General features: G+C 68.2%; 21 protein-coding genes. 10 read left to right on the forward strand and 11 right to left on the reverse strand.

The genetic code is table 11. From position 1 onward, the window contains the following. Positions 1–46: 46 nt before the first annotated feature. The 3 genes from AC1AYP_RS07065 (at position 47) to AC1AYP_RS07075 (ending at position 3320) form a co-directional block, all read left to right on the forward strand. Entirely contained in the window at positions 47–1234 is a 1188-nt protein-coding gene (locus tag AC1AYP_RS07065) for a hypothetical protein (RefSeq protein WP_476547241.1), read from the forward strand. Continuing rightward, on the forward strand, positions 1231–2253 hold the full coding sequence (locus AC1AYP_RS07070) for a DUF8094 domain-containing protein (protein WP_476547243.1): 1023 nt from the start codon (positions 1231–1233) through the stop codon (positions 2251–2253). Before AC1AYP_RS07065 ends, AC1AYP_RS07070 begins: the two co-directional genes overlap by 4 nt. 86 nt (positions 2254–2339) lie before the next feature. After that, a complete protein-coding gene (locus tag AC1AYP_RS07075; RefSeq protein WP_476547245.1) occupies positions 2340–3320 on the forward strand; it encodes a tetratricopeptide repeat protein in 981 nt (326 codons plus the stop codon). 209 nt (positions 3321–3529) lie between these two features. On the opposite strand, the gene AC1AYP_RS07080 is transcribed toward AC1AYP_RS07075, so the two are convergent. The 4 genes from AC1AYP_RS07080 to AC1AYP_RS07095 form a co-directional block, all read right to left on the reverse strand. After that, complete coding sequence (locus tag AC1AYP_RS07080; RefSeq protein WP_476502679.1) at positions 3530–4156, reverse strand: CYTH domain-containing protein; 627 nt, start codon at positions 4154–4156, stop codon at positions 3530–3532. 56 nt (positions 4157–4212) lie between these two features. Beyond that, positions 4213–4821, reverse strand: a complete 609-nt coding sequence (gene ureG, locus AC1AYP_RS07085; RefSeq protein ID WP_476547246.1) for an urease accessory protein UreG — start codon at positions 4819–4821, stop codon at positions 4213–4215. Between the two features lie 98 nt (positions 4822–4919). Continuing rightward, positions 4920–5648 carry an urease accessory protein UreF gene (locus tag AC1AYP_RS07090; protein WP_476547248.1) on the reverse strand — a complete coding sequence of 243 codons (729 nt, stop codon included), beginning with the start codon at positions 5646–5648 and terminating at the stop codon, positions 4920–4922. 31 nt (positions 5649–5679) lie between these two features. After that, positions 5680–6414, reverse strand: coding sequence for an urease accessory protein UreE (locus AC1AYP_RS07095; RefSeq protein WP_476547250.1), 735 nt, complete (start codon positions 6412–6414; stop codon positions 5680–5682). A gap of 301 nt (positions 6415–6715) precedes the next feature. Between AC1AYP_RS07095 and cbiM the strand changes: the two genes are divergently transcribed. The 3 genes from cbiM to AC1AYP_RS07110 are packed head-to-tail and all read left to right on the forward strand — an operon-like array spanning position 6716 to position 9621. Next, positions 6716–7882, forward strand: coding sequence for a cobalt transporter CbiM (cbiM, locus tag AC1AYP_RS07100; protein ID WP_476547251.1), 1167 nt, complete (start codon positions 6716–6718; stop codon positions 7880–7882). A gap of 20 nt (positions 7883–7902) precedes the next feature. Beyond that, entirely contained in the window at positions 7903–8763 is an 861-nt protein-coding gene (locus AC1AYP_RS07105; RefSeq protein WP_476547253.1) for an energy-coupling factor transporter transmembrane component T, read from the forward strand. A gap of 57 nt (positions 8764–8820) precedes the next feature. After that, the gene (locus tag AC1AYP_RS07110) at positions 8821–9621 is read left to right on the forward strand and encodes an energy-coupling factor ABC transporter ATP-binding protein (protein WP_476547255.1); all 801 of its coding nucleotides are present in this window, start codon (positions 8821–8823) and stop codon (positions 9619–9621) included. 362 nt (positions 9622–9983) lie between these two features. Here AC1AYP_RS07110 and AC1AYP_RS07115 read toward each other — a convergent pair whose 3' ends face one another. The 6 genes from AC1AYP_RS07115 to AC1AYP_RS07140 form a co-directional block, all read right to left on the reverse strand. Beyond that, complete coding sequence (locus AC1AYP_RS07115) at positions 9984–10580, reverse strand: hypothetical protein (RefSeq protein ID WP_243394372.1); 597 nt, start codon at positions 10578–10580, stop codon at positions 9984–9986. A gap of 145 nt (positions 10581–10725) precedes the next feature. Continuing rightward, entirely contained in the window at positions 10726–11934 is a 1209-nt protein-coding gene (locus AC1AYP_RS07120) for an NUDIX hydrolase (protein WP_476502672.1), read from the reverse strand. A 278-nt stretch (positions 11935–12212) separates the two neighbouring features. Beyond that, on the reverse strand, positions 12213–14450 hold the full coding sequence (locus tag AC1AYP_RS07125; protein ID WP_476502671.1) for an RNA degradosome polyphosphate kinase: 2238 nt from the start codon (positions 14448–14450) through the stop codon (positions 12213–12215). Between the two features lie 142 nt (positions 14451–14592). Then, positions 14593–15873 (reverse strand): type II secretion system F family protein, encoded by a 1281-nt coding sequence (locus AC1AYP_RS07130; protein WP_476547257.1) that lies wholly within the window; start codon positions 15871–15873, stop codon positions 14593–14595. Beyond that, on the reverse strand, positions 15870–16970 hold the full coding sequence (locus tag AC1AYP_RS07135; protein WP_476547299.1) for a CpaF family protein: 1101 nt from the start codon (positions 16968–16970) through the stop codon (positions 15870–15872). The genes AC1AYP_RS07130 and AC1AYP_RS07135 overlap by 4 nt, the downstream gene beginning before the upstream one ends. Positions 16971–16993: 23 nt before the next feature. Then, positions 16994–18301: a CpaE/TadZ family protein gene (locus tag AC1AYP_RS07140; RefSeq protein ID WP_476547258.1), complete on the reverse strand. Its 1308-nt coding sequence runs from the start codon at positions 18299–18301 to the stop codon at positions 16994–16996. A 992-nt stretch (positions 18302–19293) separates the two neighbouring features. Here AC1AYP_RS07140 and AC1AYP_RS07145 point away from each other — a divergent pair. The 4 genes from AC1AYP_RS07145 to AC1AYP_RS07160 are packed head-to-tail and all read left to right on the forward strand — an operon-like array spanning position 19294 to position 21526. Then, entirely contained in the window at positions 19294–19584 is a 291-nt protein-coding gene (locus tag AC1AYP_RS07145; RefSeq protein WP_476502668.1) for a DUF4244 domain-containing protein, read from the forward strand. A gap of 5 nt (positions 19585–19589) precedes the next feature. Next, positions 19590–19964 carry a TadE family type IV pilus minor pilin gene (locus AC1AYP_RS07150; RefSeq protein ID WP_476547260.1) on the forward strand — a complete coding sequence of 125 codons (375 nt, stop codon included), beginning with the start codon at positions 19590–19592 and terminating at the stop codon, positions 19962–19964. Continuing rightward, positions 19961–20335 carry an Rv3654c family TadE-like protein gene (locus tag AC1AYP_RS07155; RefSeq protein ID WP_476502666.1) on the forward strand — a complete coding sequence of 125 codons (375 nt, stop codon included), beginning with the start codon at positions 19961–19963 and terminating at the stop codon, positions 20333–20335. Before AC1AYP_RS07150 ends, AC1AYP_RS07155 begins: the two co-directional genes overlap by 4 nt. Before the next feature lie 57 nt (positions 20336–20392). Next, positions 20393–21526: a diacylglycerol/lipid kinase family protein gene (locus AC1AYP_RS07160; RefSeq protein WP_476547263.1), complete on the forward strand. Its 1134-nt coding sequence runs from the start codon at positions 20393–20395 to the stop codon at positions 21524–21526. Here the strand turns inward: AC1AYP_RS07160 and AC1AYP_RS07165 are convergent. Continuing rightward, positions 21523–22104 carry a TetR/AcrR family transcriptional regulator gene (locus tag AC1AYP_RS07165; protein ID WP_476547265.1) on the reverse strand — a complete coding sequence of 194 codons (582 nt, stop codon included), beginning with the start codon at positions 22102–22104 and terminating at the stop codon, positions 21523–21525. The two genes, AC1AYP_RS07160 and AC1AYP_RS07165, sit on opposite strands and share 4 nt — an antisense overlap. Between the last annotated feature and the right edge of the window lie 112 nt (positions 22105–22216).

A 22216-nucleotide genomic window follows, 5' to 3' on the forward strand; every position in this document is an offset into this window, starting at 1 on the left:
CGTTCCCACCCGGCTTTCAGGCCTGGCTTGTAGAATGGCGCTCATTATGAGTGTTGAGGAATCCAAGAACGAGAACGAGCGCGCGGACGAGGCCGGCCGCAAGGACGGCCGCACTCCGCACGATCGGCGCCGTGCGACCATCATGCGCGGCGTGGTCACGCCGTTCGTCGGCCTCCTGGCCGTCGCGGCGATCGTCGTCGGCGTGCTGAACGCCACGATCTGGCAGCCGAGCCGCATCATCACCGCCGATGCCAAGGTCAGCGGCTCCCGCTACATCGTCACCGATCCGAACGTGCTCGGACTGGTCGACAGCACCGTGAACATGAACGTGGACGCGGGCGGCGGCGACGTGTGCGTCGCGACTGCCTCGTCGAAGGACGCCTCCGGGTGGCTGTCCGGCGCCGCCTACACGCGCGTCACCGGACTGGCCGACTGGGCGACGCTGTCCACCGAGAAGGCGGACGGCGGCCAGGACGAGAGCGCCTCGGGCGCCGCGTCCGCCGCCGGCGACTCCACCGAAGTCGCGTTCAAGGACTCCGACATGTGGACCGCCGTCAAGTGCGGCAAGGGCGAGGTCACGATGAAGGCGACGTCGCGCAGCTCCACCGACGTCGCGATCGTCGACCTCGGCTCGTCGACCGCCGCCGACGTGTCGTTCACGTGGACGCGCCGCACGCTGCCCGACTACGCGACCCCGCTGTACTTCATCGGCGGACTGCTCGCCGTGCTCGCCGTGTTCACCGCCACCGTCTTCGCGATGCCGCCGCACAAGCGCCGCAAGCGCCACGTCGAAAGCGCCCCGGTCGAGCCCGAGGAGGAGGTGTCGATCGGCGCGGCCGTCGCCGGCAGCCTCGGTCTCAGCCCGAGCTACGAGCCGAAGACGAAACGCGGCGGGCGCGGCCGTCGCCGCCGCCACGCCGTCGGCACCGACACGGGCACGATCGAGCCGGTGAAGGTCGATTCGCCGGTGGTCGTCGATCCGACGTCGCGTAATCTCGTCGCCGACGCGGCGGGCGCGGCCGATGCCGCCGCCACGCCGCAGCCGGCCGCCGCCGCGCAACCGGACGTCAACGACGAGGCGACGTCCGTGATCTCCCCCGACGAACTGCAGGCGTACTTCGCGCGTCTCGCGCAGGAGGTCGGCGGCGACGGTTCGGATGATTCCGGCGATTCGGGCGCGGCCGGAGACGCCGCGACCGACGACACGACCACGGACGGGGAGGAGAACCGATGACGAAACGTATGGGAACCATCGCGGCGAAACTCACGGCGCTCACCCTCGCCGCCGGCATGCTCGTCTCGCTCGGCGCGTGCGAAGGACAGGTGCCGAAGGTCGCGACCGCGGAATCCGCGGCCCGCACGCCCGACCTGACCGTCGCGCAGGAGAAGAGGATCCGCACGGACATCCTCGACGTGATCGATGCGGCGAACGAGTCGAAGAACGTGGACGGACTCGCCGCGCGACTGACCGGACCGCAGCTCGAGGTGCGCACCAGCGAACTCACCATCGCCGCGGCGACCGGCACGCTCGACGCGAAGGCGACGATTCCGCGCAAGATCACGCAGACCGTCATCCCCGTCGACGACGGATGGCCGCGCACCGTGTTCACGATCACGACGACCACCGAGGACCAGCAGTCGAAGCGACTGCTCGTCATGACGCAGGATTCCGCGCGCGAGAACTACAAGCTGTGGGGCGTGGCCCGCCTGTTCCAAGGCGCGAAGCTGCCGAAGTTCGAAGTGCCGAAGCTCGGCACCGAGATGGGCACCGCGAAGGACACCAAGCTCGTCGCGACCCCCCAGGACGCGGTGGACTGGTACACCGACCTGCTCAACAACGGTGATTCCAGCCAGTACAAGGACAAGTTCGCCGACGACCTGTTCCGCTCCGACCTCCAGCAGCTGAACGCCACCGTGCAGCAGGGTATGGAGGCGAACAAGGGCACGCAGGAGCAGGAGTTCACCGCGCCGAAGAACCAGCTCGCGATCATGCGGTCCACGGACGGCGGCGACCTGGTCGTCGCGCGCATCGACTCCACCTGGACGCGCCAAGCCGGCGAGGGCCGCGAATCGCTGCCCGCCTCCGACCAGGAGAAGGCGTTGTTCGGCGACGGCAAGGCCACCAGCACGATGAAGGTCACGTACGTGAACGTGATCGCCATGTACATCCCGCCGGCCGGCGCCACCGGCGATGCCGCGAAGATCACCGCCGTCGGCGCCGAACGCCAGCCCGTCAAGGTCGAAGCGCTGTAGTGAACGCTGTAGGCGAAGCGGGGATGCCGTCACTAAGATGAGTGGCGGCATCTTTTTGTATTCTCACGACAAGTTGGAGGCGTGGCATGGCCGATCAGCCGAAGTTCAATCCCGGGGTCTCGTTGGCGGGAGCCGTCGATCTCGAGGCGCTCGCGCATCAGGTGAAGGCCGAGCCCGGCCAGGAGGGCGGCGCGCCCGCGGCCGGCGGCTACGTGATCGACACCACGGAGAACACGTTCCAGGCGATGGTGCAGACCTCCGCCACGTTCCCGATCCTGCTGCTCCTGTGGATTCCCACCGACGACCGTCTCTTCCCGATGGCGCGCGCGCTCGCCGACGCGGTGAACGCGATGAACGGCCAGATCCAGCTCTCCCGCATCGACATCAACGAGAACCCGTCGATCGCCCAGGCGCTGCAGGTGCAGGGCGCGCCCGCGCTGTTCGCTCTGATCGGCGGCCGTCCGATGCCGTTGCTGCAGGGTCTGCCCTCCGATGACGAGCTCACGCAGATCAAGGAGCAGGTGCTGCCGAAGATCGTCGCGATGGCGCAGCAGTCCGGCGTGACCGGCACCGCCCCATACTCGGGCGACCCGTCCGCGGCGGGCGCCGACGGTTCCGGCACGGACGGCGCGGGTGCCGCCGCGGCCGCCGTCGTGCCGCCGGAGCATCAGGAGGCGCATCAGCTGGCGCAGGCCGGCGACTACGCGGGTGCCGCCGCCGCGTACGGCAAGGTGCTCGAATCCGATCCGAACGACGCGCTCGCCGCTCGCGAACGCGCCAAGGCGCTGCTGCTCGCGCGTTCGGCCGACGCCGACGTGCGCGAGGTGCGCGCCGCCGCCGCGGCCGCGCCGGATGACGTGGAGGCGCAGCTCGCCGTGGCCGACATCGACATGATCGGCGGGCAGATCCAGGACGCCTTCGACCGTCTGCTCGACTTCGTGGCCGCCGGCCACAAGGCTGACATCGAACCGGTGCGCAAGCGCCTGCTCGAATACTTCGCGATTCCCGAGCCGACCGACGCGCGCCTCAAGGCCGCCCGCCGACGCCTCGCCACGCTGATGTACTGATTTCCGCTTCCTTGCCTCCCTCTGACGAGGGAGGTGGCCGCCGTAGGCGGTCGGAGGGAGAGAAACGGAAGTGACCGTAGGTCGCGGGAATATCGCATCGACCGAAGGCCGATTCCGTTTCCTGCGGCCTACGGCCGTGGTCTCTCCCCCAGTCCGCTTCGCGGACAGCCCCCTCGTCAGAGGGGGCCGGGTGCGCGGTCTGCCCGCGTTCACTCCATTTTGTTCTTGCCGAAGAATTGTTGGAATTGGGGGCCGGTGGCGGCGAGTTCGCGCTCGAAATCGTCCTTCCATTCGCCGAATGGGCGACCGGCGAGACCATCGTTGTTGAAGCGCGGCTGGTCGGTGATTTCGGTGACGCAGAATTTCGGGATCGTGAGATTCGTGACGGGCGTGGCGCGCTCCGCCTCGGCGACGATGAGCGGCGCGTTCGCCCCGCCGAACACGTCCACGCTCCACCCGTCCTCCGCGATCCACACGGAATACCGGTTCTTGATAATCGGCCTGCCGCCCCGCCGCACCAGTTCGACGGCGATGCGCGTGTCGATCTCACGTTCCGCCTCATAGCGTGTGCCGCCCACGGACGGCCCTTTCACGGTGACGTAGGCGCGTTCGAAATCGTCGCAATGCTCCTCGAGCACCGCGCGCGGGTCGAGGTCGGGCGTCATGTCGATGCGCACACGTCGCGTCTTCAGGCGCACGCGTAGCGCATAATTGTCCTCATAGACGAAATAGCTTTGCAGGATGAGGGCGGGTGCATCGCCGTCATCGTATTCGGGCGGCAGTTCACGACAGAAGAACCGCCGCTCGAACTCGAATTCGCTCACAGTCTCGGACATAATCCCAGTGTAGCTTTCACGGCGTCATATTCGTCCGATGGTGCCGGTGCCGCGAATCACATGTCCTCGAACAGCACGCTCTTCTTGATCCAGTCGATCACGTCGTCGACGCCCGCGCCGCCCATCAGGTCGGTGAAGATGAACGGGCGGTCGCCGCGCATCTTCCTGGAATCGCGGGCCATCACGTCGAGGTCGGCGTGCACGAGCGGCGCGAGGTCGGCCTTGTTGATGACGAGCAGGTCGGAGCGCGTCACGCCCGGGCCGCCCTTGCGCGGGATCTTGTCGCCCTCGTCGGTGGCGATCACGTAGATCGTCGCGTCGGCGAGGTCCGGGCTGAACGTGGCGGACAGGTTGTCGCCGCCGGACTCGACGAACATGATCTCGACGTCCGGGTGGGTGCGTGCCATCTCCTCGCACGCCTCCAGGTTCATCGAGCAGTCCTCGCGGATCGCGGTGTGCGGGCAGCCGCCGGTCTCCACGCCGACGATGCGGTCCGGCGCGAGGCGCGAATGTTCGATGAGGAACTCGGCGTCCTCCTTCGTGTAGATGTCGTTGGTGACGACGCAGATGCTGTAGTCGTCGGCCATCTTGCGGGTGAGGCGTTCGATGAGCGCGGTCTTGCCGGAACCGACCGGACCGGCCACGCCGATGCGCACGTAGGACATGTGTGCTCCTTGGGTTGGTAGATGGATGTGGGTTGCGTGTTGTGATTGTGTGGGTTGCGTTTTGTGGTTTGTTTTTTGGTTGGTGATTGCGGTTCGCGTCAGCTCATGTACAGGCGCGAGTACAGCGTCTCGTGCTGCATCGCGGCGATGTCGAGGAACGCGCCGGAGATGCCCAGGTCGTCCGGCCCGAGCGTCATCGCGATGTCGACGGCGCGCACGAGCCGTGGGAACGAATCGTGCAACGCGACCTGGCCCGCGTACTGGCTCAGCGGAATCGCCTTCGCCGCGCACATGGTGAGCGCGCTCAGCAGCGAATAGCCGTACATGATGGCCGCGTCGCGGATGTTCGGCGCATGGTCGGCCGCGTACAGGCCCATCGCGATCGAATGCAGCCCGCGGCAGCGTTTCGCGCGGATGAGTTCCGCGTACAGGCCGAGCTTGGGGGAGTGTTCGAGTCCCGGATCCATCTCGCTGGCGAGCTTGATGAGGCGCGTGCACATGCGCTCGCCGCCCTCGCGGATCTCACGCGCCGACTGCAGCGCGCCCGACAGTTCGTCGAGCGCGGCGAGCCGTTTCGTGAGCCCGTTGCGCGACAGCCGCGCGTCGGTGGCCGCCCTGCCGGCGAGCACCATCTGCCCGATCTCCTTGTACGGCGCGACCTCGAGATAGTTCTTCATGTACTGCTCGAAGTCGGGGCCGCGGCGCAGGAAATCACGCTGCACGAAGGTCTCCATGCCGTTGGACAGCGCGAACGCGCCCACAGGGAAGACGCTGTCGCACACCTGCAGCATGGCGAGGCGGCGTGCCTCGGTCTCGTTGACGTTCATGGTTTCGGCTTTCCTGGGGCGGAATCGGGAATCAGTGCGTGTGCCAGGTGCGGCCGCCGTCGTGGCTGTGCGAGCCGTCCGGGCGGTGCAGCACGCCGTTCGACTCGTATTCGCCCGGCTTGAGCTGGTACGGGTGGTCGGCATCGACGCCGGGCTCCTCGACATGATGGTGGTGATGGCCGTGCTCGTCGGCGTGCTCATGCTCGGCGTGATCGTCGTGCTTCCCGCCGGCCTCCTGCGCGGCCCACGCGGCGTCCGCCTCGGCCTCCTGCTCCTCCTCGGCCACGTCGCCCGTCGTCTTGTTCGTGCCGGGGATGATCGTGCCCGAACCGGCGTGCGCCTTGACGATGAGGAATCCGTCGAACCCGCCCTCGATGATGTGCGGCTCGTAGCCGATCTTCTTCGTGTACTCCATCGTCGGATGGTCGTAGGGGACGAGCACGCGGTCGTCCTCCACCTTGAGGCTCAGATGGCGGTTGCCGAGCTCGAAGCACAGGCGGCCCATCTCCTTCATCGAGTCCACGGGGATCTCGATGAGCTGCGCGGTGCGGATACGCGCGAAATAGCGCTTGTCGTCGGTCTCGGCGAGCACGTCGCCGTCCTTGATGGTGCGGCCCACCATGATGCCGAACTCGGTGCCGTCCTCGGCGACCTTGCGCATGCGCTTCTTGTCCGTCTCGAACCAGTCGAACGCGATCGGCACGGCGAGCTTGCCGTCGTCATACCGCTGGCTGATGATGTTGCCGGTGATCTCCTTGGCGATCATCCGCCCTCCTTCAGTGTCGGGGTGCATGGCCGTCCGACTGCCGGGCGGCGATCTGCGAACAGTGTAGGAGCGTCGCCGCGCACGTATGTAACGGATGGGAATCATCGGGGAAATACCGCCGGAAAATACCGTCCGGCATATGGACGGCTCGCGTCCGCGCATCGGCGTTTCGCAATGATTGCAACGGTCGGAAGGCCGCCGGACCCTGCCCGAATCACGGATGTGATATTACGTCACACGATACGACACGAAACCCACGAACCGAAGCGGAACCGACCGCGGCGGAGCAGAAGGAGCGCGCATGATCACCGACACCCCATCCGCACAGGCCGCCACGCTGGCGATGCACATCCCCGACAACTTCGTCTCGCCGTCCACCGGCGCGCTGTTCTGGGCCGTCATGATCCCGATCTGGGTGCTGTGCCTGCGCCACGTCATGCGTGACGCCACGCCGGAACGGATGGCGTATCTGGGCGCCGGCGCCGCGTTCTCCTTCCTCATCATGATGTTCAACGTGCCCACGCCCGGCGGCACCACCGCGCACGGCGTCGGCGGCGCGCTCATCGCGCTCCTGCTCGGACCGCAGTACGCGACCGTCGCCGTGTCCGTCGCGCTGCTGCTGCAGGCGCTCCTCTTCGGCGACGGCGGCATCATCACGCTCGGCGCGAACTGCTTCAACATGGCCGTCGTGCTGCCGTTCGCCGCATACGGCATCGCCGCGGCGGGTCGTGGCGTCGCGCGTCTCGTCGCCGGACGCCGCGACGGCGCGAACGCGCGTGCGCGTCGCGACGGCACCGCGCGCGCGGCCGGCCGCGTCGCGACGTTCCTCGCCGGCTACGTGGGCCTCACCCTCGCCGCCCTGTGCGTGGCGCTCGAACTCGGCGCGCAGCCACTGCTCTTCCACGACGCCGACGGACAGGCGCTCTACTTCCCGTTCCCGTTCGCCGTCACCATCCCCGCGATGCTCGTGCCGCACCTCGCCGTCGCCGGCGTCGTCGAAGGACTGCTTACCGTGGTCGTCGTCGAATTCGTGCGGCGCACCGCACCCGAGATCATCGCGACGGGCGTGGGCGGCACCGGTGCCGTGACGGTTCGTGGGGAACGTGACGGACTTGTCGGACATGACGGTGGCACCGGCCGCGACGGACTGCGACGCAGCGCGTGGATCGCGCTCGGCGTCGTCGCGCTGCTCTCGCCGATCGGACTCATCGCCACCGGCGACGCGTGGGGCGAATGGGGAGCCGAGGACTTCATGACCGCGACCGGACTCGACTACGTGCCGCAGTACATCGCGCACGGATCCAGCTGGAACGCGCTCCTGCCCGACTACGCGCTCGCCGGGCTGCCGGACGTCGCCGGATACCTGCTGAGCGCCGTGATCGGCATCGCCGTGCTCACCATCGTCTTCCGCCTGCTCGCCTTCGCCGTGCGCGGGCGTGCGCGGCGCAAGTCCGCGTCCGCGGCATGACCGGCGAGACGGACGCGCGCTTGACCGGACATTCGACCGGGCCGACGACTGGCGGCGAGACCGATGCCGTGACGATTCCCGCGTGGTTGCGCGCGTCCGAACGCTACGATCCGCCCACGGACCGGTCCACGTTCATCGAACGCAATCTCGCGCGGCTGGGCGGCATGCTCGGACAGGTCGGCGCGCCCGTGTCGGTCGCGGACAGTCCGCTCGACCGCGCGCTGGGGCGGGTCTCGCCCGGACTGCGGCTCGTCGGCATCATCGCGATCATCGTCTGCGTGAACGCGACGCGCGGCATGGCGTTCTCCTATGCGGCGCTCGCGCTCGTGCTCGTCATGCTGGCGGCGCGGCCGGCGCGGCTCATCCTGGCGATTCTCAGGCCGGCGTTCGCCGTGACCCTGCTGAGCGTCGTGATCGGGCTGCCGGCGCTGCTCGTCGGACAATCCGGGGCGGTCGTGGTGCGGCTCGCCGTGCGCGCGTTCGTCGCCGTCGCGCTCGTGGTCGCGCTCGCGCGCACCGTCGCGTGGAACCGGCTGCTCACCGGGCTGCGTGGCGTGGGCGTGCCGGACAGCGTCGTGTACGTGTGCGACGTGACTATCCAGTTCATCGACATCCTCGGACGGTCCATGGTGGGGCTGCTCGACGCGTTGCGGTTGCGCAGCGTCGGGCGGGACCGGCGCAAGATGATGTCCGCGGGGCGTGTGATCGGCGCGGTGTTCCTGCGGGCGCACGTCGAGGCGAAGGCCATGGCCGAGGCGATGACCTGTCGCGGATTCGACGGGCGGTACCATGTGCGGCGCGAACCGCTGGTCACCTGGGCGAACGCGGCGTATGCGGCTGGCGTGGCGGTCGTGGTGGCGGTGGCCGTGGTGACGGGGTGACGGGATGATGGATGTGGTGATGAAGACGATGGTGAGGGGCTGTTGTGGAGGTGGTCGATGATGGCTGACGGGGCGATTCGTGAGGATGCGATTCGAGATGACGCGTTCGGCGCGGGGAAGTCGGGTGCGGCTGGAACGACCGGAACGGCTGGCGCGGCTGGAACGGCTGGGACGCCGCTGGTGGAGCTGGACCATATCGGGTTCTCGTACCGCGATCCGTATGATGATGGTTCGCATGCGGTGCTGCGCGATTTCTCGTTGACCATCATGCGCGGCGAGTGCGTGGCGCTGCTCGGCCCGAACGGGGTGGGCAAGACCACGATCATGCGCATCATCAACGCGTTGGAATTCCCCGATGCGGGCGCATACCGGTTCGCCGGCACGCCGGTGACGCGCGCGGCCGTCGAGGCGCGGAACAGCCGGTTCGCGAAGGCGCTGCACCAGCGCGTCGGATTCGTGTTCCAGAACTCGGATACGCAGCTGTTCTGCCCGTCCGTCGAGGAGGAGATCGCGTTCGGACCGATGCAGATGGGGCTGCCGGATGACGAGGTGGCGCGGCGCGTGGACGACATGGTGGCGTTGTTCGGATTGGAACGTCTGCGCGGCCGCGCGCCCTACCGGCTGTCCGGCGGCGAGAAGAAGCGCGTCGCCATCGCGTGCTGCCTGTCGATGAACCCGGATCTGCTCGTGCTCGACGAGCCCACCGACGGCTTGGACGAGCGCAACACCGATGTGGTGGTGCGCGTGCTGCGCGCGTTCGTGGATGCCGGCAAGACCGTGCTGCTCTCCACCCACCACCACGACATCGTGGAACGTCTCGCCGCGCGCGTGGTACAGGTCACGCCGCTGGAGGAGTGAGTCAGAAGAGACAAAAGAGAAAGCGCCGAACCGTGAAAGCGCCTGTCGGCGCAAGGGCTGACGCGTCGAGCGGGGAATCCGGTGGATTCCCCGTAGCGTCAGCCTGAGTGAGCCGACAGGCGAACGAAGGCAGAATTGAGGCTTCGCGTAGCGAAGTCCGTAATTGCAAGGCCCGAAGGGGCTCGCGGCGGCGGATTCCGTGTGCGCGGCGTGGCATGAGCTTGTCAATGCTTATACTGTTATCCGCGTCGGGCCGTGCTTAAGCCCCGGGCTCCATTTTTTGCCGCCGCGAGCGGCCCTTGCGCCGACAGGCGCTTTCACGGTTCGGCGCTTTTCTTTTTGCTTTTTTCTTTTTCTTTCCGCTACTCCAGCTTGCCGCGCCGCCAGAGGTTCGCGGCGTGGTGGAAGTCCTTGGCGGTGACGAACAGGTTCGCGGCCGTGTGCATGAGCCGCGCCGCCTTGTCGGCGTTCGACTTGGCGCCCAGCGTGGCGGCCTGTTCGGCGAGATGCTTCGCCTCGATGCGCAGTCCCAGCGCCACCACGTCGGTGAACGCGGCCGCGCGTTCCATCGCCACGGCGAAATCGCCGGTGAACGCGCCGGACAGAATCGAATCGGCGAGACGCGCGATGTCGTCCTCGGTCGGCGCCTGGTCGACGCCGGCGATCGCGGAGGCGGACGTCGCGACTGGCTCGCCGACGCGCCACAGCCGCGCGATCGCGTCACGGTGCGTGCGCATCCACGTGCGCAGCATGTACAGGCGCCACAGCACGCCGGGCAGCGTGTCCGCCGGCGACGAGCTCCACAGTTCGGCGATGTCGTCCACGCCTTCGCGCTCGACGACGGTGAGCACGCGCGCGACGACCGCCGGATCCTCGCTGTGGCGCACGCGGTCGAGCAGCGCGGAGGCGGAGGAGTGCGCGATCTCGTTGACGACGCCCGGGTCGTTGCCGCCCGCCATCTGCTCAAGCAGGGCGGGGGCGAGCTGGCCGGGGCGCGACGGGCGCGGCGCGGAGCCGGGCGTGGGCACGAAGCCGGAGCGGGAGGCGAGCACGGAGCCGTTGCCCGTGTTGCCGGTGATTCCGGCGGTTCCTGTGGTGGGGAAGCTAGTAGACAAGCGGAATGACCTTCTGGATATCGATGATGCGGGGGCCCTTCGGCGTGGCGATGGCGAACAGCGCGAGCGCGCTGCCGGTGGGCATGTAGGGCGACTTGGCGATCAGACGCTTCGCGAGCGAATCGGAGACGCACAAGGCGCGCAGATGGTCGAATATACCACCGATCACCGGCCGGTGCATGCAGACCGCGGCCGGATTGCGGTGTTTGAGCGCATAGTCGATCTCGGACTTGAAACATTCCCATGCGGCCTGCGGGTCCGCGGCGAACGCGTCCTCGGTGAGCGGGTCGAGCTTGACCATGTCGCGGCCGGTCTGCCAGGAGAACGTCTCCAGGGTCTCCATGCAGCGGATCCATGGGGATGTGGCGAGGCGCACCGGGTTGAAGCAGGCGAGTTCGTGGCTCAGGGCGAACGCGGCGGCGGCTCCACGCGGCGTGATGGGACGGTTCGCGTCCGTGCCCTTCCAGGATTTGCGGGCCTCCGCCTTGCCATGGCGCACGAGAATGACCGGCACCGCGTCGGCCGCGCCCTCCTGGAGGCGATCGATGAACAGGGCGAGGATCTCCTTGTCCGTGGAATGGGTGAGCTTCTTGCGCGCCTTGTCCGGGGTGAGCCAGATCGCGTCGTCGATCTCGCCCACGTCGGCGCGGTGCACGGGGCCGAGTGCGGCGGTGCGCTTGAGCTTGTCGACGGGGGAGATGGCGGTGGCCGTCCAGAAGCGGATGTGCTTCGTATTCACGTCCGGGGCGTAGTTCTTCGTGTGGCGGCGCTTGCTGCCTTCTTCGGACTGCGGGTATTCGACGTCGCCGAGGTACGGGCCGAGCGCGACGGGCAGGCCGGTCTCCTCGCCGATCTCACGCACGGCGGCGTGCATATGCGATTCGTTCGGGTCGACCTTGCCTTTCGGCCAGCTCCAGTCGTCGTATTTCGGGCGGTGCACGAGGCAGACTTCGATGTCGTCGAACCGCGGGGTGCCGAATGCGGGGGAGGCGGTGGAAGCGGTGGTGACGGAATTTTCCGTGGTGGTTGCGTTGCTTGCGGCGACGTTCGCGGTGGTTGCGGTCGTCGCGGGGACCGCGGCGGTGGCCGTGGCCGTGATCACGGAGGAGCCTTCGTCGGCGCGTCGTCGCGCAACGTCGTCAGGAAGACGGCGACGTCTGTAGAGGATTCCGCCGGCCGCTTCCACGATCTTGCTCATTTTCTTGTTCACCCTTCGATTGTACGCAGGGTCGCAGGCGGGGGCTCGCGTAGGACTCTACGTAGTTTTCCCGCTGCAACGACGAAGGCCGACCCATTTCGGGTCGGCCTTCATTTGCGTTAACGTTCACGAATTCCGGGTTTCATCATACGCCGTTTGGCGTGAATCCGTCGCGCCGGTGGCCAAAGGTTCCACCGGCGCGACCGCTATGCGAACGTCGGGCGACGGGGTCTCATGCGAGGCCCGTCGCTTCAGCTGCGGCGTCAGCTGTGGTTGTCTCAGCTGTGGTTGCCACGACGACGCGTGTGCTTGCGGATCAGGTACTCCTGGCAATCCACCAGCGGGCGTCCCTCCTCGTCCTTCGAGTGGCGCTCGTAGGAGCCGTCCGGCAGCATGTGCCAGCTGGAGGTGGAATCGGCCATCTGCAGGTCGATGTAGTCCAGCAGCTCCTGAATCTGCTCGGGCGCGGTGATGCGCACCAGCGCCTCGACGCGACGGTCGAGGTTGCGGTGCATCAGATCGGCGGAACCGATCCACACCTCCGGGCCGGACAGCGGACCTTCGCCGATCTGCGGGCCGTCCGCGTTGCAGAACGCGTAGATGCGGCTGTGCTCGAGGAAGCGGCCGAGGATCGAACGCACGCGGATGTTCTCGGACAGGCCGGGAACGCCGGGCTTGAGCGAGCAGATGCCGCGCTCGACGATGTCGATCTTCACGCCCGCCTGCGAGGCGCGGTACAGGGCGTCGATGGTCTTCTCATCCACCACGGAGTTGACCTTGATCTTGATCCACGCCTCCTTGCCGGCGCGGGCGGCATCCTCCTCGCGGCGGATGCGCTGAATCAGACCGGTGCGGATGGTGCGCGGCGCGACGAGCAGACGGTGGAAGCTCGACTTCGGCGCGTAGCCGGACAGCTGGTTGAACAGGCGGGTGAGGTCCTGGCCGACCACCGGGTCGCAGGTGAGCAGGCCCAGATCGGTGTAGATGCGGGCCGTCTTCGGGTTGTAGTTGCCGGTACCCACGTGGCAGTAGCGGCGCAGGCCGTCGGCCTCCTGACGCACCACCTCGATGAGCTTGCAGTGGGTCTTGAGGCCCACGATGCCGTACACGACGTGCACGCCGGCGCGTTCCAGCTTGCGCGCCCACGCGATGTTCGCGTCCTCGTCGAAGCGGGCCTTGATCTCGACCAGCGCCAGCACCTGCTTGCCGGCATGCGCCGCGTCGATTAGCGCGTCGATGATCGGCGAGTTGGAGCTGGTTCGGTAGAGCGTCTGCTTGATGGCCAGAACCTTAGGATCCGCAGCAGCCTGCGCCAGAAACGCCTGGACGGACGTGGAGAACGAGTCGTAGGGGTGGTGCAGCAGGATGTCACGCTCGCGGATCGCGGCGAAGATGTCCTGCGCGCGGCTCGACTCGACCTCGGCGATTTGACGGTTCGTGGTCGGGATGAATGGGCGGTTCTTGAGGTCCGGACGGTCGATGCCGCCGAGCTCGAACAGCACGGTCATGTCGAGTGGTGCCGGCAGACGGTACACCTCCTCCGGCGTGACGCCGAGCTGGTCGGCGAGCAGCTGGGAGAGGAACGGGCTGGTCTGGTCGGAGATCTCGAGGCGGATCGGCGGTCCGAAGCGACGGCGGAGCAGTTCCTTCTCCATCGCGTTGAGCAGGTTCTCGGCGTCATCCTCTTCGACGTCGATGTCCTCGTTGCGGGTGACGCGGAAGGAACGGGCCTCCTTGATGATCATGCCCGGGAACAGGGATTCCAGGTGGGCGATGATGAGGTTCTCCATCGTGATGAACCCGTAGCGCTCCTCCTTGGACTCCTCGTCGGTCATGTCGTCGACCGGCACGAGTCGGTTGAGGTTGCCCGGGATCTTCACGCGCGCGAAGTGGGACTTGCCGGAGGCCGGGTTCTCGACGATCACGGCGAGGTTGATGGAGCCGCCGGAGATGTACGGGAACGGGTGGGCCGGGTCCACGGCGAGCGGGGTGAGCACGGGGAACACCTGCTGGCGGTAATAGCGCGACAGGCGCTCCTGCTCGGCGGTGGTGAGCTTGTCCCAGCTGAGCAGCACGATGTGCTGTTCGGCGAGGGCCGGGAACAGCTCGTCGATCACGTAGTGGGCGTGCTCGTTCTGCAGCGCGTGCGCCTGCTCGCTGATCGAGCGCAGCAGCTGGCGCGGGCTCAGGCCGGCGGCGGAGGGCACGGCGATGCCCGAGTCGATGCGGCGCTTGAGACCGGCCACACGGACCATGAAGAACTCGTCGAGGTTGTTGGCGAAGATCGCCGCGAAGCTGGTGCGCTCCAGCAGCGGCTGGTCCTTGTCTTCGGCGAGTTCGAGGACGCGCTTGTTGAACTTGAGCCAGCTCAGCTCGCGGTCGAAGAAGCGGTCGGTCGGCAGCGGGGCCTCGCCTTCAAGGGTCTCGCGCCGATCGTTCTTGTCGGTTTCGGCGATGTGCTCTGCGATTTGGCTTCGCAGGATCGCTTTCGATGGTGCGTCAAAAATCTGTGCCATGATTGTCATCCTAGGCCTTGAGACGGTTGGGTTGTGGGTATACGCGCCAAAGTTCAACGCGAGTTCACATTTTGGGCGTCGCCCGGTGGGCGGGAGACGGTGCTGTGAGCGGTAACGCGTGGCCGGACGGCCGGCGTATGCCTCACAGCGCGAACGAGACGATGGCCGGTACCACGCCGATGAGCACGAACGCGGGCAGGAAGCACAGTCCGGTGGGCGCGAGCAGGCGCACCGAGAGCTCGGCCGCGGCCCGCTCGATGGCCGCGGTCTCGTCCCGGCCGTACCGCTCGATGGCGAGTTCCAGCCGTGCCGTCGGCGAGACGCCGTGCGTCCACGCCTCGCCGAGGCAGTCGCGGACCGATTCGAGCGGCAGGCCTCCCGCACCCGCGCCGATCCATGCCTCATGCCAGGTCGCGCCGCGCGTGAGCGCATAGCCGGCCGCGCGCAGACACGTGGGCAGGTCCCGCGCCGGGCCGCGGCGCTTCGGTCCGTCATGTCGTGGTCCGTCATGCTTCGGCCCGTCGTGCCGTGTGCCGTCGCGTTTCGCCCGGTCGCGCCCCGTATCGTCCAGCGCCGGGCGCTCGATCGCCTCGCCCACGGCGATCAATGCCCCTGGGATGGATGCGCCCTGCCTGAGCGCGGCATGGAGCATGGCGAGCGTGATCGGCAGGTCGGCGTCCGTGTCGCCTCCCGCATCGTCGAACGACGTCAGCATCCGATGCGTCCACACCAGACCGGCCGCATACCACAATCCGCCCAATCCCAGGCACAGCAGTCCCTGCGGTGAGCCGAACAGGAACGCGACCGGTCGCGCTCCCAACAGCTCGCCGAGCGCCACGGTCACGGCCGGCAGTGCGGAAAGCAGCCGTATCGTCGCCTTCGGCATCGCGAACGTCTGCCGTTTCAGCTCGGCGGCGCGACGTGCCCGGCTCTGGTCCGAGGCCACCGCCTCCAGGCAACGCGCCAGCTCGCATCCCGTACGTTCGCTCAACCGGCATGCCGCGGCGAGATGCCGTGCCGCCGTCGCGACGTCCGTTTCGGATTCGTCGTCCTTGGCGCGCACGCGCAGCACCGTCGCGGCGCGCGCGACGGTCACGCGCGGCGTCGCGAACCGTACGCCTCCCTGCTCTTCAAACGCTTCGACGGCGGTGCCGCCGCCTTTCACGCGCGCGATGACGGCGGCGATTGTCGCATCGATGCCGATGCGCGGCGGCGCGGCGGAAACGACGACGTCGTTCCCAAGCCGTCCGCGCGTCCCGCGCGCCCGGTTCCGCGCGTCCGGCGGCATGACGGGGCGCACGATGGCGGGCATGACGATGGGCGCGACGGCGGCGATTGCCGCCGCTATCGCGAGAACCGCGATGAGCGGGCCGATGGCACCCGGCATGGTGCCGGCCGAGGCGATGATCGTGGTCGTCGTCATGGCAGCCTCCACCGGTCGGTGAAACGACGCCATTGCGGCGCGTATGAGGGTTGGTCCGCGCCTGTCCACGTGGCCAACGGCACTCCCGCGAGCGCGGCCGGGCGGACAGGGGTCCCGCCCGTCGCCGTGACGCCCGTCGCCATGCCGATCGCGTCATCCGCCGGCGCGCCGCCCGCCGTCCCGCCCAACAGGCCGATCTGCGCGATGCGGCGTCGTCCGTCGACGCGTTCCAGGTGCAGGACCGCGTCGAACGCGTCACGGGCGAGCATGGCCGTCGCCTCGGGGGCGAGACCCGCCAACAGGCCGAGCGCAATCAGACGCGACGGCACGCGCGCGACGCTGTCGGCGTGCAGCGTGGTCATGCCGCCATGGTGGCCGGAATTGTAGGCGCGCAGCAGGTCGGCGATTTCCTCGCCGCGGCATTCTCCCAGCACCACGCGGTCGGGGCGCATGCGCAGCGTCGCCTTCACCAGTTCCGGCAATCCGACCGCGCCGGCGCCCTCCACGTTCGCCTCACGCGTGACCATCGACACGTGATCGTCGAGCGGCAGGACGCCCAGCTCGCGCACCTCCTCCACGGTGACGATGCGTTCCGCCGGGTCGCATTCGGTGAGCAGCGCCTTGAGCAGCGTGGTCTTGCCGGCGCCGGTGCCGCCGGTGAGGAGCAGCGTGGCGCGTCGCGCGACCAGACCGCGCAGCACGGGCAGCCAAGGCGCGGGAAACAATCCACGGCGGCACAGGTCCGTGAGCGTGGACGCCGTGCGGTCCGGCAGACGGATTGACAGGGACGCGCCATACGGCACGATCGGCGGAATCACGGCGTGCACACGGATGCCGCCGCCGCTGGAAGCATCGGCGATGGGGCGCGCGTCGTCGAGACGGCGGCCGAGTTGCGCGCACAGGCGCACCGCGTAGTCGCGCACGGTCCGCGCATCGCGGAACGGTATGCGCGGCCGGCGCTCGCGCATGCCGTTTCCGTCGTCCGCCCAGACGCGTCCGTCGCAGGTCACCGCCACGTCGGTGACGTGCGGATCGCGCACGATGGAGTCGAGCGGCCCGAACGCGATCGCCGTGACGTCCGTCATCGCGTCCCTCATCGCGCCCGCCATATGGTTTCCGCTCATGATGGCCTCCGTTCCCCGTCCGCCGCACGGTTTCCTCCCGGCGCGCGGATATCGGCGGCCGCGAGGATGCCGTCGGCCAACGCGTCGACCACGCGCCGGTTGCGTTTCGGCACCGTGCGGATGCCCAACCCCGCGAGCATGTCCGCGCACAACGCCGGTGCGCAGCGTACGGGGCCGAGCATGTCCTCGCCGATATAGGCGACCGCCTCCGCCACCGCGACCGACGAGGAGGCCTTGGATCGGGCCGGTCCGCGCGGCTCGACGCCAACGACGAGCGGCTGGGGAGGCACGGCTCCCGTCGTGCCGGCGCTCCCGGTCGTGCCGCCTCCGCCGCCGCGCATGGCGTCGCGCAGCCGGTCGAGCATGGCGAGATGCGATTTCGCGCGGGCCATGCCCAGCACGGACAGGTCGACGGCCACCACCTGATGCGCGGCGGCGAATCGGGGCATGCGCGGGATGACCGTGCCCCGGCCCGCATCCACCATCACGATGTCGTTCGCTTCGGCCAGCGCGTCCGCCGCGGCCTCGAGCTCCCACCATTCCGGATTCCCGCCCCGCCACGGCGTATGGGCGAGCACGCGCATGCCCTCCCAGGCGGGGAGTTCGTGGTTCAGCGCCGATCCCTCGATATGCCCGAGCGGCGCGTCGAGATCCTGCAGGGTGAGGCCGGGCTCGTGCTCTATGCCGAGCAGCACGCCGAGCCCGCCGCCATCCAGATCGGCGTCAAGCAGCGCGCAGTCGACGCCGCGTCCGTCCAATGCCAGTCCGGTGAGCGCCATGAGCGTGCTCGTACCGATGCCGCCGCTGGGCGAGGTGAACACGACGAGATTGCCCGGGGTCGGGGTCTCCGGGAGCGGGCATGGTACGGACGGCTTGGCGCGATGTACCGTCGCGATCGCGCCCCGACGAGGCATGAGGCGTTGCGGCGTCGCCTTTCGTCTGGGGCCCAAGGCCTTGGACGCGCCTTTGCGCCGCCGCCGGTCGGGCGGCGTGGAGGCGGCGGACTGCGGCGGTGCCGGCGTGACCGGAGCCGGTATCGCCGCAGTCGGGACCGGCACCGGCGTCGGCACAGGCGTGGATTGCGGAAGGGCGTAGTGGCGCCGGGGCGTCGGCCCGTGCGCCGTGGTCGCAATCCGCGGCGTGGCCGGGCCGCGTCGGGGCAGGGCGACGGACGGCGGGTCGGCCGGCATCGGGATGGCCGGCGTCGGCGCGGCCGGAGGGGCGGTCGATGAGGCGGCCGATGGAACGGTCGATGGGACGACGGCGGACGACGTGATGTCGGCGTGGATCGTCCGGTCATCCATCGGCGGCGGTATTGAGGGCGATGGCGTGAGTGGTGCTGGCGTGTTCATGGTTCGATTGAAGCGGTGCGGGCGGGTGCCGGGCAAGCCGTGCGGGGTGATGTGGTCGGAACCCATGGTTTACCCGCGTAAACCGCCGGATTGTCCACCGTGTTCCGGCAGGTTGTCCACAACCGCCGACGGGTTGTCCACAATCGGGCGTTTTTGTCGTCCGGATGGTGACGGTCCCTCGTATCGGTCAGGCGGCGGCCGGATGCCAATCGGACGGCGTTCGGCGCCAATTGGACGACACGCCGCGATGACGTCCGAAACGCACGCAATGGCACAGAACGCCGGCGAAAAACGAACAGGAAACGCCAAAAAAGCGTTTTTCCGACGGTCGAACGACCAATTGCGCAAAGAAACGCACAACGCCCTTTCCCAGGTTGCGTGGTGCCGCCCGCACGCCTAGATTATGAACTACAAGGAAAACCGAACAGAGCAGAGCCCACAAAGAGTAATGGTCACGAGGACTGATACGTTGGACGGGCATTGGAAAGACTTACCGTTGCAACGATGATGTTGTGCTGAGATTCTGCTCCTAGGTTGGACTTGTGGAAAAGGCCCGCTTCGGCGGGCCTTTTCGTTTGTCCGAGCCTGGTTCCGTATGTATGTATCCCTGCATGTTTCGGAATCGGGGGTTATCGGCGGAAGCCGGTGATATCACGTGCCCTGTTATCCACAACGATGTGGATGACACGCCCGGGATGTGGAAAACCAGGGGGTACTGACCACATGTCCCGGAATCCGTTGCACGCTCCGTCCCCCATCGCGCACAGTGGAACGACCGATCGGTCCATAACTCAATATCGTGCCTCCTCCGGCGTCGCCGCCGACCTTCATCGCCAACCCCTATGGCAGCTGCCACCCCCATCCTCCGTCGATTCCCGCCAACCGGCGAACATCCACATCCATGCCAACCCCACCACCCACCATCCTCAAGGAAAGGAACTCCCATGAACACCGTCATCCCCGTCAACGGCGAAGGGCGGGCCGGCATCTTCACCCATGCCCGCGAGCGCGCCGAACGCCTGCGCGAGACGTGCCGCGCCCGACTATGCGTGATGGACGCGCGCATGCGCACGCTCGCCGCCGAACCCGAGGAGGGCGCCGCCACCGCCGAATACGCGGTCGTGCTGGTCGCCGCCACCGGTTTCGCCGCCCTGCTCGTCGCCATCCTCAAATCCGACGCCGTGCGCAAGATGCTGCTCGACATCGTCAAGAAGGCGCTGATGATGGGAGGCTGATCGCCATGATCGCACGCTATATGCGGCGTTGGGCCAGACGCCCGCCGCATGCCGATCCCGGCGCGGTCACCGCGGAATTCGCCACGGTGCTGCCCGCCGTCGTGGCGCTCGCGCTGCTGCTGCTCGCGCTTGCCCGCACGGTGATGGTGTCCATCGGATGCCAGGACGCCGCTTCGGCCGCCGTGCGCACGGCGGTCACGGCCGGCGACGACGCCGATCCCTCGGCCGTCGCCCACGCCGTCGGCGGTGGCGGCATCACGGTGAACGTGAGCCGCGCCGGTGATCGGGTGACCGTGACGACGCATTGCCCGGTGATCCACGATCCGATGGGCGTGCTGCCCACCCGGGTCGAGGGTCGGGCCGTGGGGGTGATCACATGAGCCGCGCCGCGATCGGACATGCCGACGAGGGATCCGGCACGATGGCCGGCATCGCGCTCATCATGCTCGTCGCCGTGCTGCTGACCGCCGCCGCCTCGGCCGGCCACCTGCTGGTGCGTCGCGCCGTCGGCCGGTCCGCCGCCGACCTGGCCGCGTTGTCCGCGGCGGTCGCGCGGAACGTCGGCGGCGGTGAGCCGTGCGCCGTCGCCGCCACCGTCGCGACGGCGCACGCCGGCCGCCTCGCCTCCTGCGAGGTCGGCGGCGAGGACGGTGGCGACGTGACGGTGCGCGTCGCGCTCGCCACCGACGTGCCGTTCATGCCCGAGATCACGGTCGACGCGCGCGCCGGACCGGTGCCGTGCGACGGCTGAACGCCATCGCCTCATCGGCACTGGCGGTTCCGCCGGCTTTCCGGTTATCGTGAAGGCATGACGGAGAGCAAGGATTACGGTGTGGTCGCGATGGTCGGCAACCCCGCGTCCGACAAGGGCAAGGGGACCGCGGTCGGTGAGCGCGTGCGCGGGCTGTTGGCCGCAGCCGGCGAACGGTACGGGTTCGACGTGATCGACCTGACCGGCGACGGTTTCGACGATTCCCTCGCCAACGCGCGCGGGCGTATCGCCGACTATGACCATCTCGTCGTGGTCGGCGGCGACGGCATGATCGCCCTCGGCGCGAACGCCGTCGGTTCCAGCGGCAAGCCGCTCGGCATCGTCGCCACCGGATCGGGCAACGATTTCGCCCGTGGCCTGAAGCTGCCGGTGAACCGTGTGGATACCGCGGTGGAGGGCATCGTCGGCGCCATCGTGCGCGGTTCGCACATCGACGTGGATATGGGGCGGGTGACGGCGCTGGCTGGTGCCGTCGCGACCGACCCGACCACCGGCGAGGAGGTGGAGCCGTCTAGCGAGGCGCGTGCCGGAACGGCGTCCGCGTTCGACCGCTACTATGCGGGCATGCTGTCGTGCGGATTGGACGCGAGCATCAACGACCGGGCCAACCGTTCGCGGCTGCCGGGCGGTTCGCTGCGCTACTTCGCCGCCGTGCTCGTGGAGGTCGCGCATCTCGAACGGTACGGCTACCACGTGAAGGCCACGTTGGCGGACGGCTCGGTGGAGGAGCGGGACATCGTCTCGCCGATGCTCACCGTGGCGAATTCGCGGCATATCGGCGGCGGCCTGGAGGTCTCCCCGTATTCGCGGCTCGATGACGGTCTGCTCGACCTGATCTGGATCGACCACATGCCGAATGTGGTGGAGATCGCCGACGCGATCTCGAAGGGCTACAACGGCAAGCTGCTCGGCTCGAAGGTGTTCGGCTGGAAGCGTGTGCGCGACGTCGAGATCACGCGTGCGGGGGAGGGCGTCGAGCCGCCCGTGCTCATGGCTGACGGCGAGTACGTCGGCCGGCTGCCGGTCGCGGTGCGGGCGTGCGGCCATGCGTTGCGCGTGCTCGTGCCTCCCGCCGTCGCCCGGCTGCAGGAACGCGAGCATGGCGAGGACCGTGTGCTCGCCATGCTCGGGCGCGACGGCCGCGACCCGGTCACCGGCGCGTTCGTCTAGTCCGTGCCGATGTATTCGGTGAGGTGCAGGGTCTGCGCGAGCAGGCTCTTCACCGTCTCGTCCGGCGTCTCCGGGTGCGAGCGCAGCAGCGAGATGAGGCCCACGATCAGCGTGAAGAACGTCTCGTGCACGTTGCTGATTGGCAGCCCGTGGAGTGCTTCGAAATCGCGCACGGTGGTCCGTTCGAACATGTCGGCGATGCGGTCGGCGATGCGGTCGATGAACCGGATGTACAGTTCGGCGTTGCCCTCGTGGATCATGCGTGCGGAGAACGGGCTCTCGTCCGCGATCAGCGCGCGGGTGAGGCGCACGATGTCGTCGAGCGCCTTGCCGATGTTGCCGGGTTCGCGGGACGTGTCCCAGACGGCCAGCTTGGTCAGGATGTCTTCGACCACGTCGTCGAGGACGGCGTCCGCCACCGCGTCCTTGTCGGGGAAATAGTGGTAGAACAGCGATCTGGTCATGTGCACGCGTCCGGCGATGTCGCTCACGGTGATCTTGGAGAAGCCCTTCTCCAAGCAGATCTCCCGTGCCGCGCGCACAATCGCGAGCCGTCTCGCGTCACCTTTGACCGTCATTGTTGACGTCGTGTCAATGCCCATATGCCCAGTGTATGCGCGGCGGGACGGCGGACACGCGCGGTCGCCGCGGCCGTGTGCGACCCCGTGCGCGGCGTCCCGTCCGGCACCG

The sequence above is a fragment of the Bifidobacterium sp. LH_424 genome, from assembly GCF_056356895.1.

Excerpts from the sequence above, each read along its gene's own strand:
- AC1AYP_RS07065 (WP_476547241.1), top strand. The coding sequence starts at position 47 with ATGAGTGTTGAGGAATCCAAGAACGAGAACGAGCGCGCGGACGAGGCC.
- AC1AYP_RS07070 (WP_476547243.1), top strand. The coding sequence starts at position 1,231 with ATGACGAAACGTATGGGAACCATCGCGGCGAAACTCACGGCGCTCACC.
- AC1AYP_RS07075 (WP_476547245.1), top strand. The coding sequence starts at position 2,340 with ATGGCCGATCAGCCGAAGTTCAATCCCGGGGTCTCGTTGGCGGGAGCC.
- AC1AYP_RS07080 (WP_476502679.1), bottom strand. The coding sequence starts at position 4,156 with ATGTCCGAGACTGTGAGCGAATTCGAGTTCGAGCGGCGGTTCTTCTGT.
- ureG (WP_476547246.1), bottom strand. The coding sequence starts at position 4,821 with ATGTCCTACGTGCGCATCGGCGTGGCCGGTCCGGTCGGTTCCGGCAAG.
- AC1AYP_RS07090 (WP_476547248.1), bottom strand. The coding sequence starts at position 5,648 with ATGAACGTCAACGAGACCGAGGCACGCCGCCTCGCCATGCTGCAGGTG.
- AC1AYP_RS07095 (WP_476547250.1), bottom strand. The coding sequence starts at position 6,414 with ATGATCGCCAAGGAGATCACCGGCAACATCATCAGCCAGCGGTATGAC.
- cbiM (WP_476547251.1), top strand. The coding sequence starts at position 6,716 with ATGATCACCGACACCCCATCCGCACAGGCCGCCACGCTGGCGATGCAC.
- AC1AYP_RS07110 (WP_476547255.1), top strand. The coding sequence starts at position 8,821 with ATGATGGCTGACGGGGCGATTCGTGAGGATGCGATTCGAGATGACGCG.
- AC1AYP_RS07115 (WP_243394372.1), bottom strand. The coding sequence starts at position 10,580 with ATGGCGGGCGGCAACGACCCGGGCGTCGTCAACGAGATCGCGCACTCC.
- AC1AYP_RS07120 (WP_476502672.1), bottom strand. The coding sequence starts at position 11,934 with ATGAGCAAGATCGTGGAAGCGGCCGGCGGAATCCTCTACAGACGTCGC.
- AC1AYP_RS07125 (WP_476502671.1), bottom strand. The coding sequence starts at position 14,450 with ATGGCACAGATTTTTGACGCACCATCGAAAGCGATCCTGCGAAGCCAA.
- AC1AYP_RS07130 (WP_476547257.1), bottom strand. The coding sequence starts at position 15,873 with ATGACGACGACCACGATCATCGCCTCGGCCGGCACCATGCCGGGTGCC.
- AC1AYP_RS07135 (WP_476547299.1), bottom strand. The coding sequence starts at position 16,970 with ATGAGGGACGCGATGACGGACGTCACGGCGATCGCGTTCGGGCCGCTC.
- AC1AYP_RS07140 (WP_476547258.1), bottom strand. The coding sequence starts at position 18,301 with ATGGATGACCGGACGATCCACGCCGACATCACGTCGTCCGCCGTCGTC.
- AC1AYP_RS07145 (WP_476502668.1), top strand. The coding sequence starts at position 19,294 with ATGAACACCGTCATCCCCGTCAACGGCGAAGGGCGGGCCGGCATCTTC.
- AC1AYP_RS07150 (WP_476547260.1), top strand. The coding sequence starts at position 19,590 with ATGATCGCACGCTATATGCGGCGTTGGGCCAGACGCCCGCCGCATGCC.
- AC1AYP_RS07155 (WP_476502666.1), top strand. The coding sequence starts at position 19,961 with ATGAGCCGCGCCGCGATCGGACATGCCGACGAGGGATCCGGCACGATG.
- AC1AYP_RS07160 (WP_476547263.1), top strand. The coding sequence starts at position 20,393 with ATGACGGAGAGCAAGGATTACGGTGTGGTCGCGATGGTCGGCAACCCC.
- AC1AYP_RS07165 (WP_476547265.1), bottom strand. The coding sequence starts at position 22,104 with ATGACGGTCAAAGGTGACGCGAGACGGCTCGCGATTGTGCGCGCGGCA.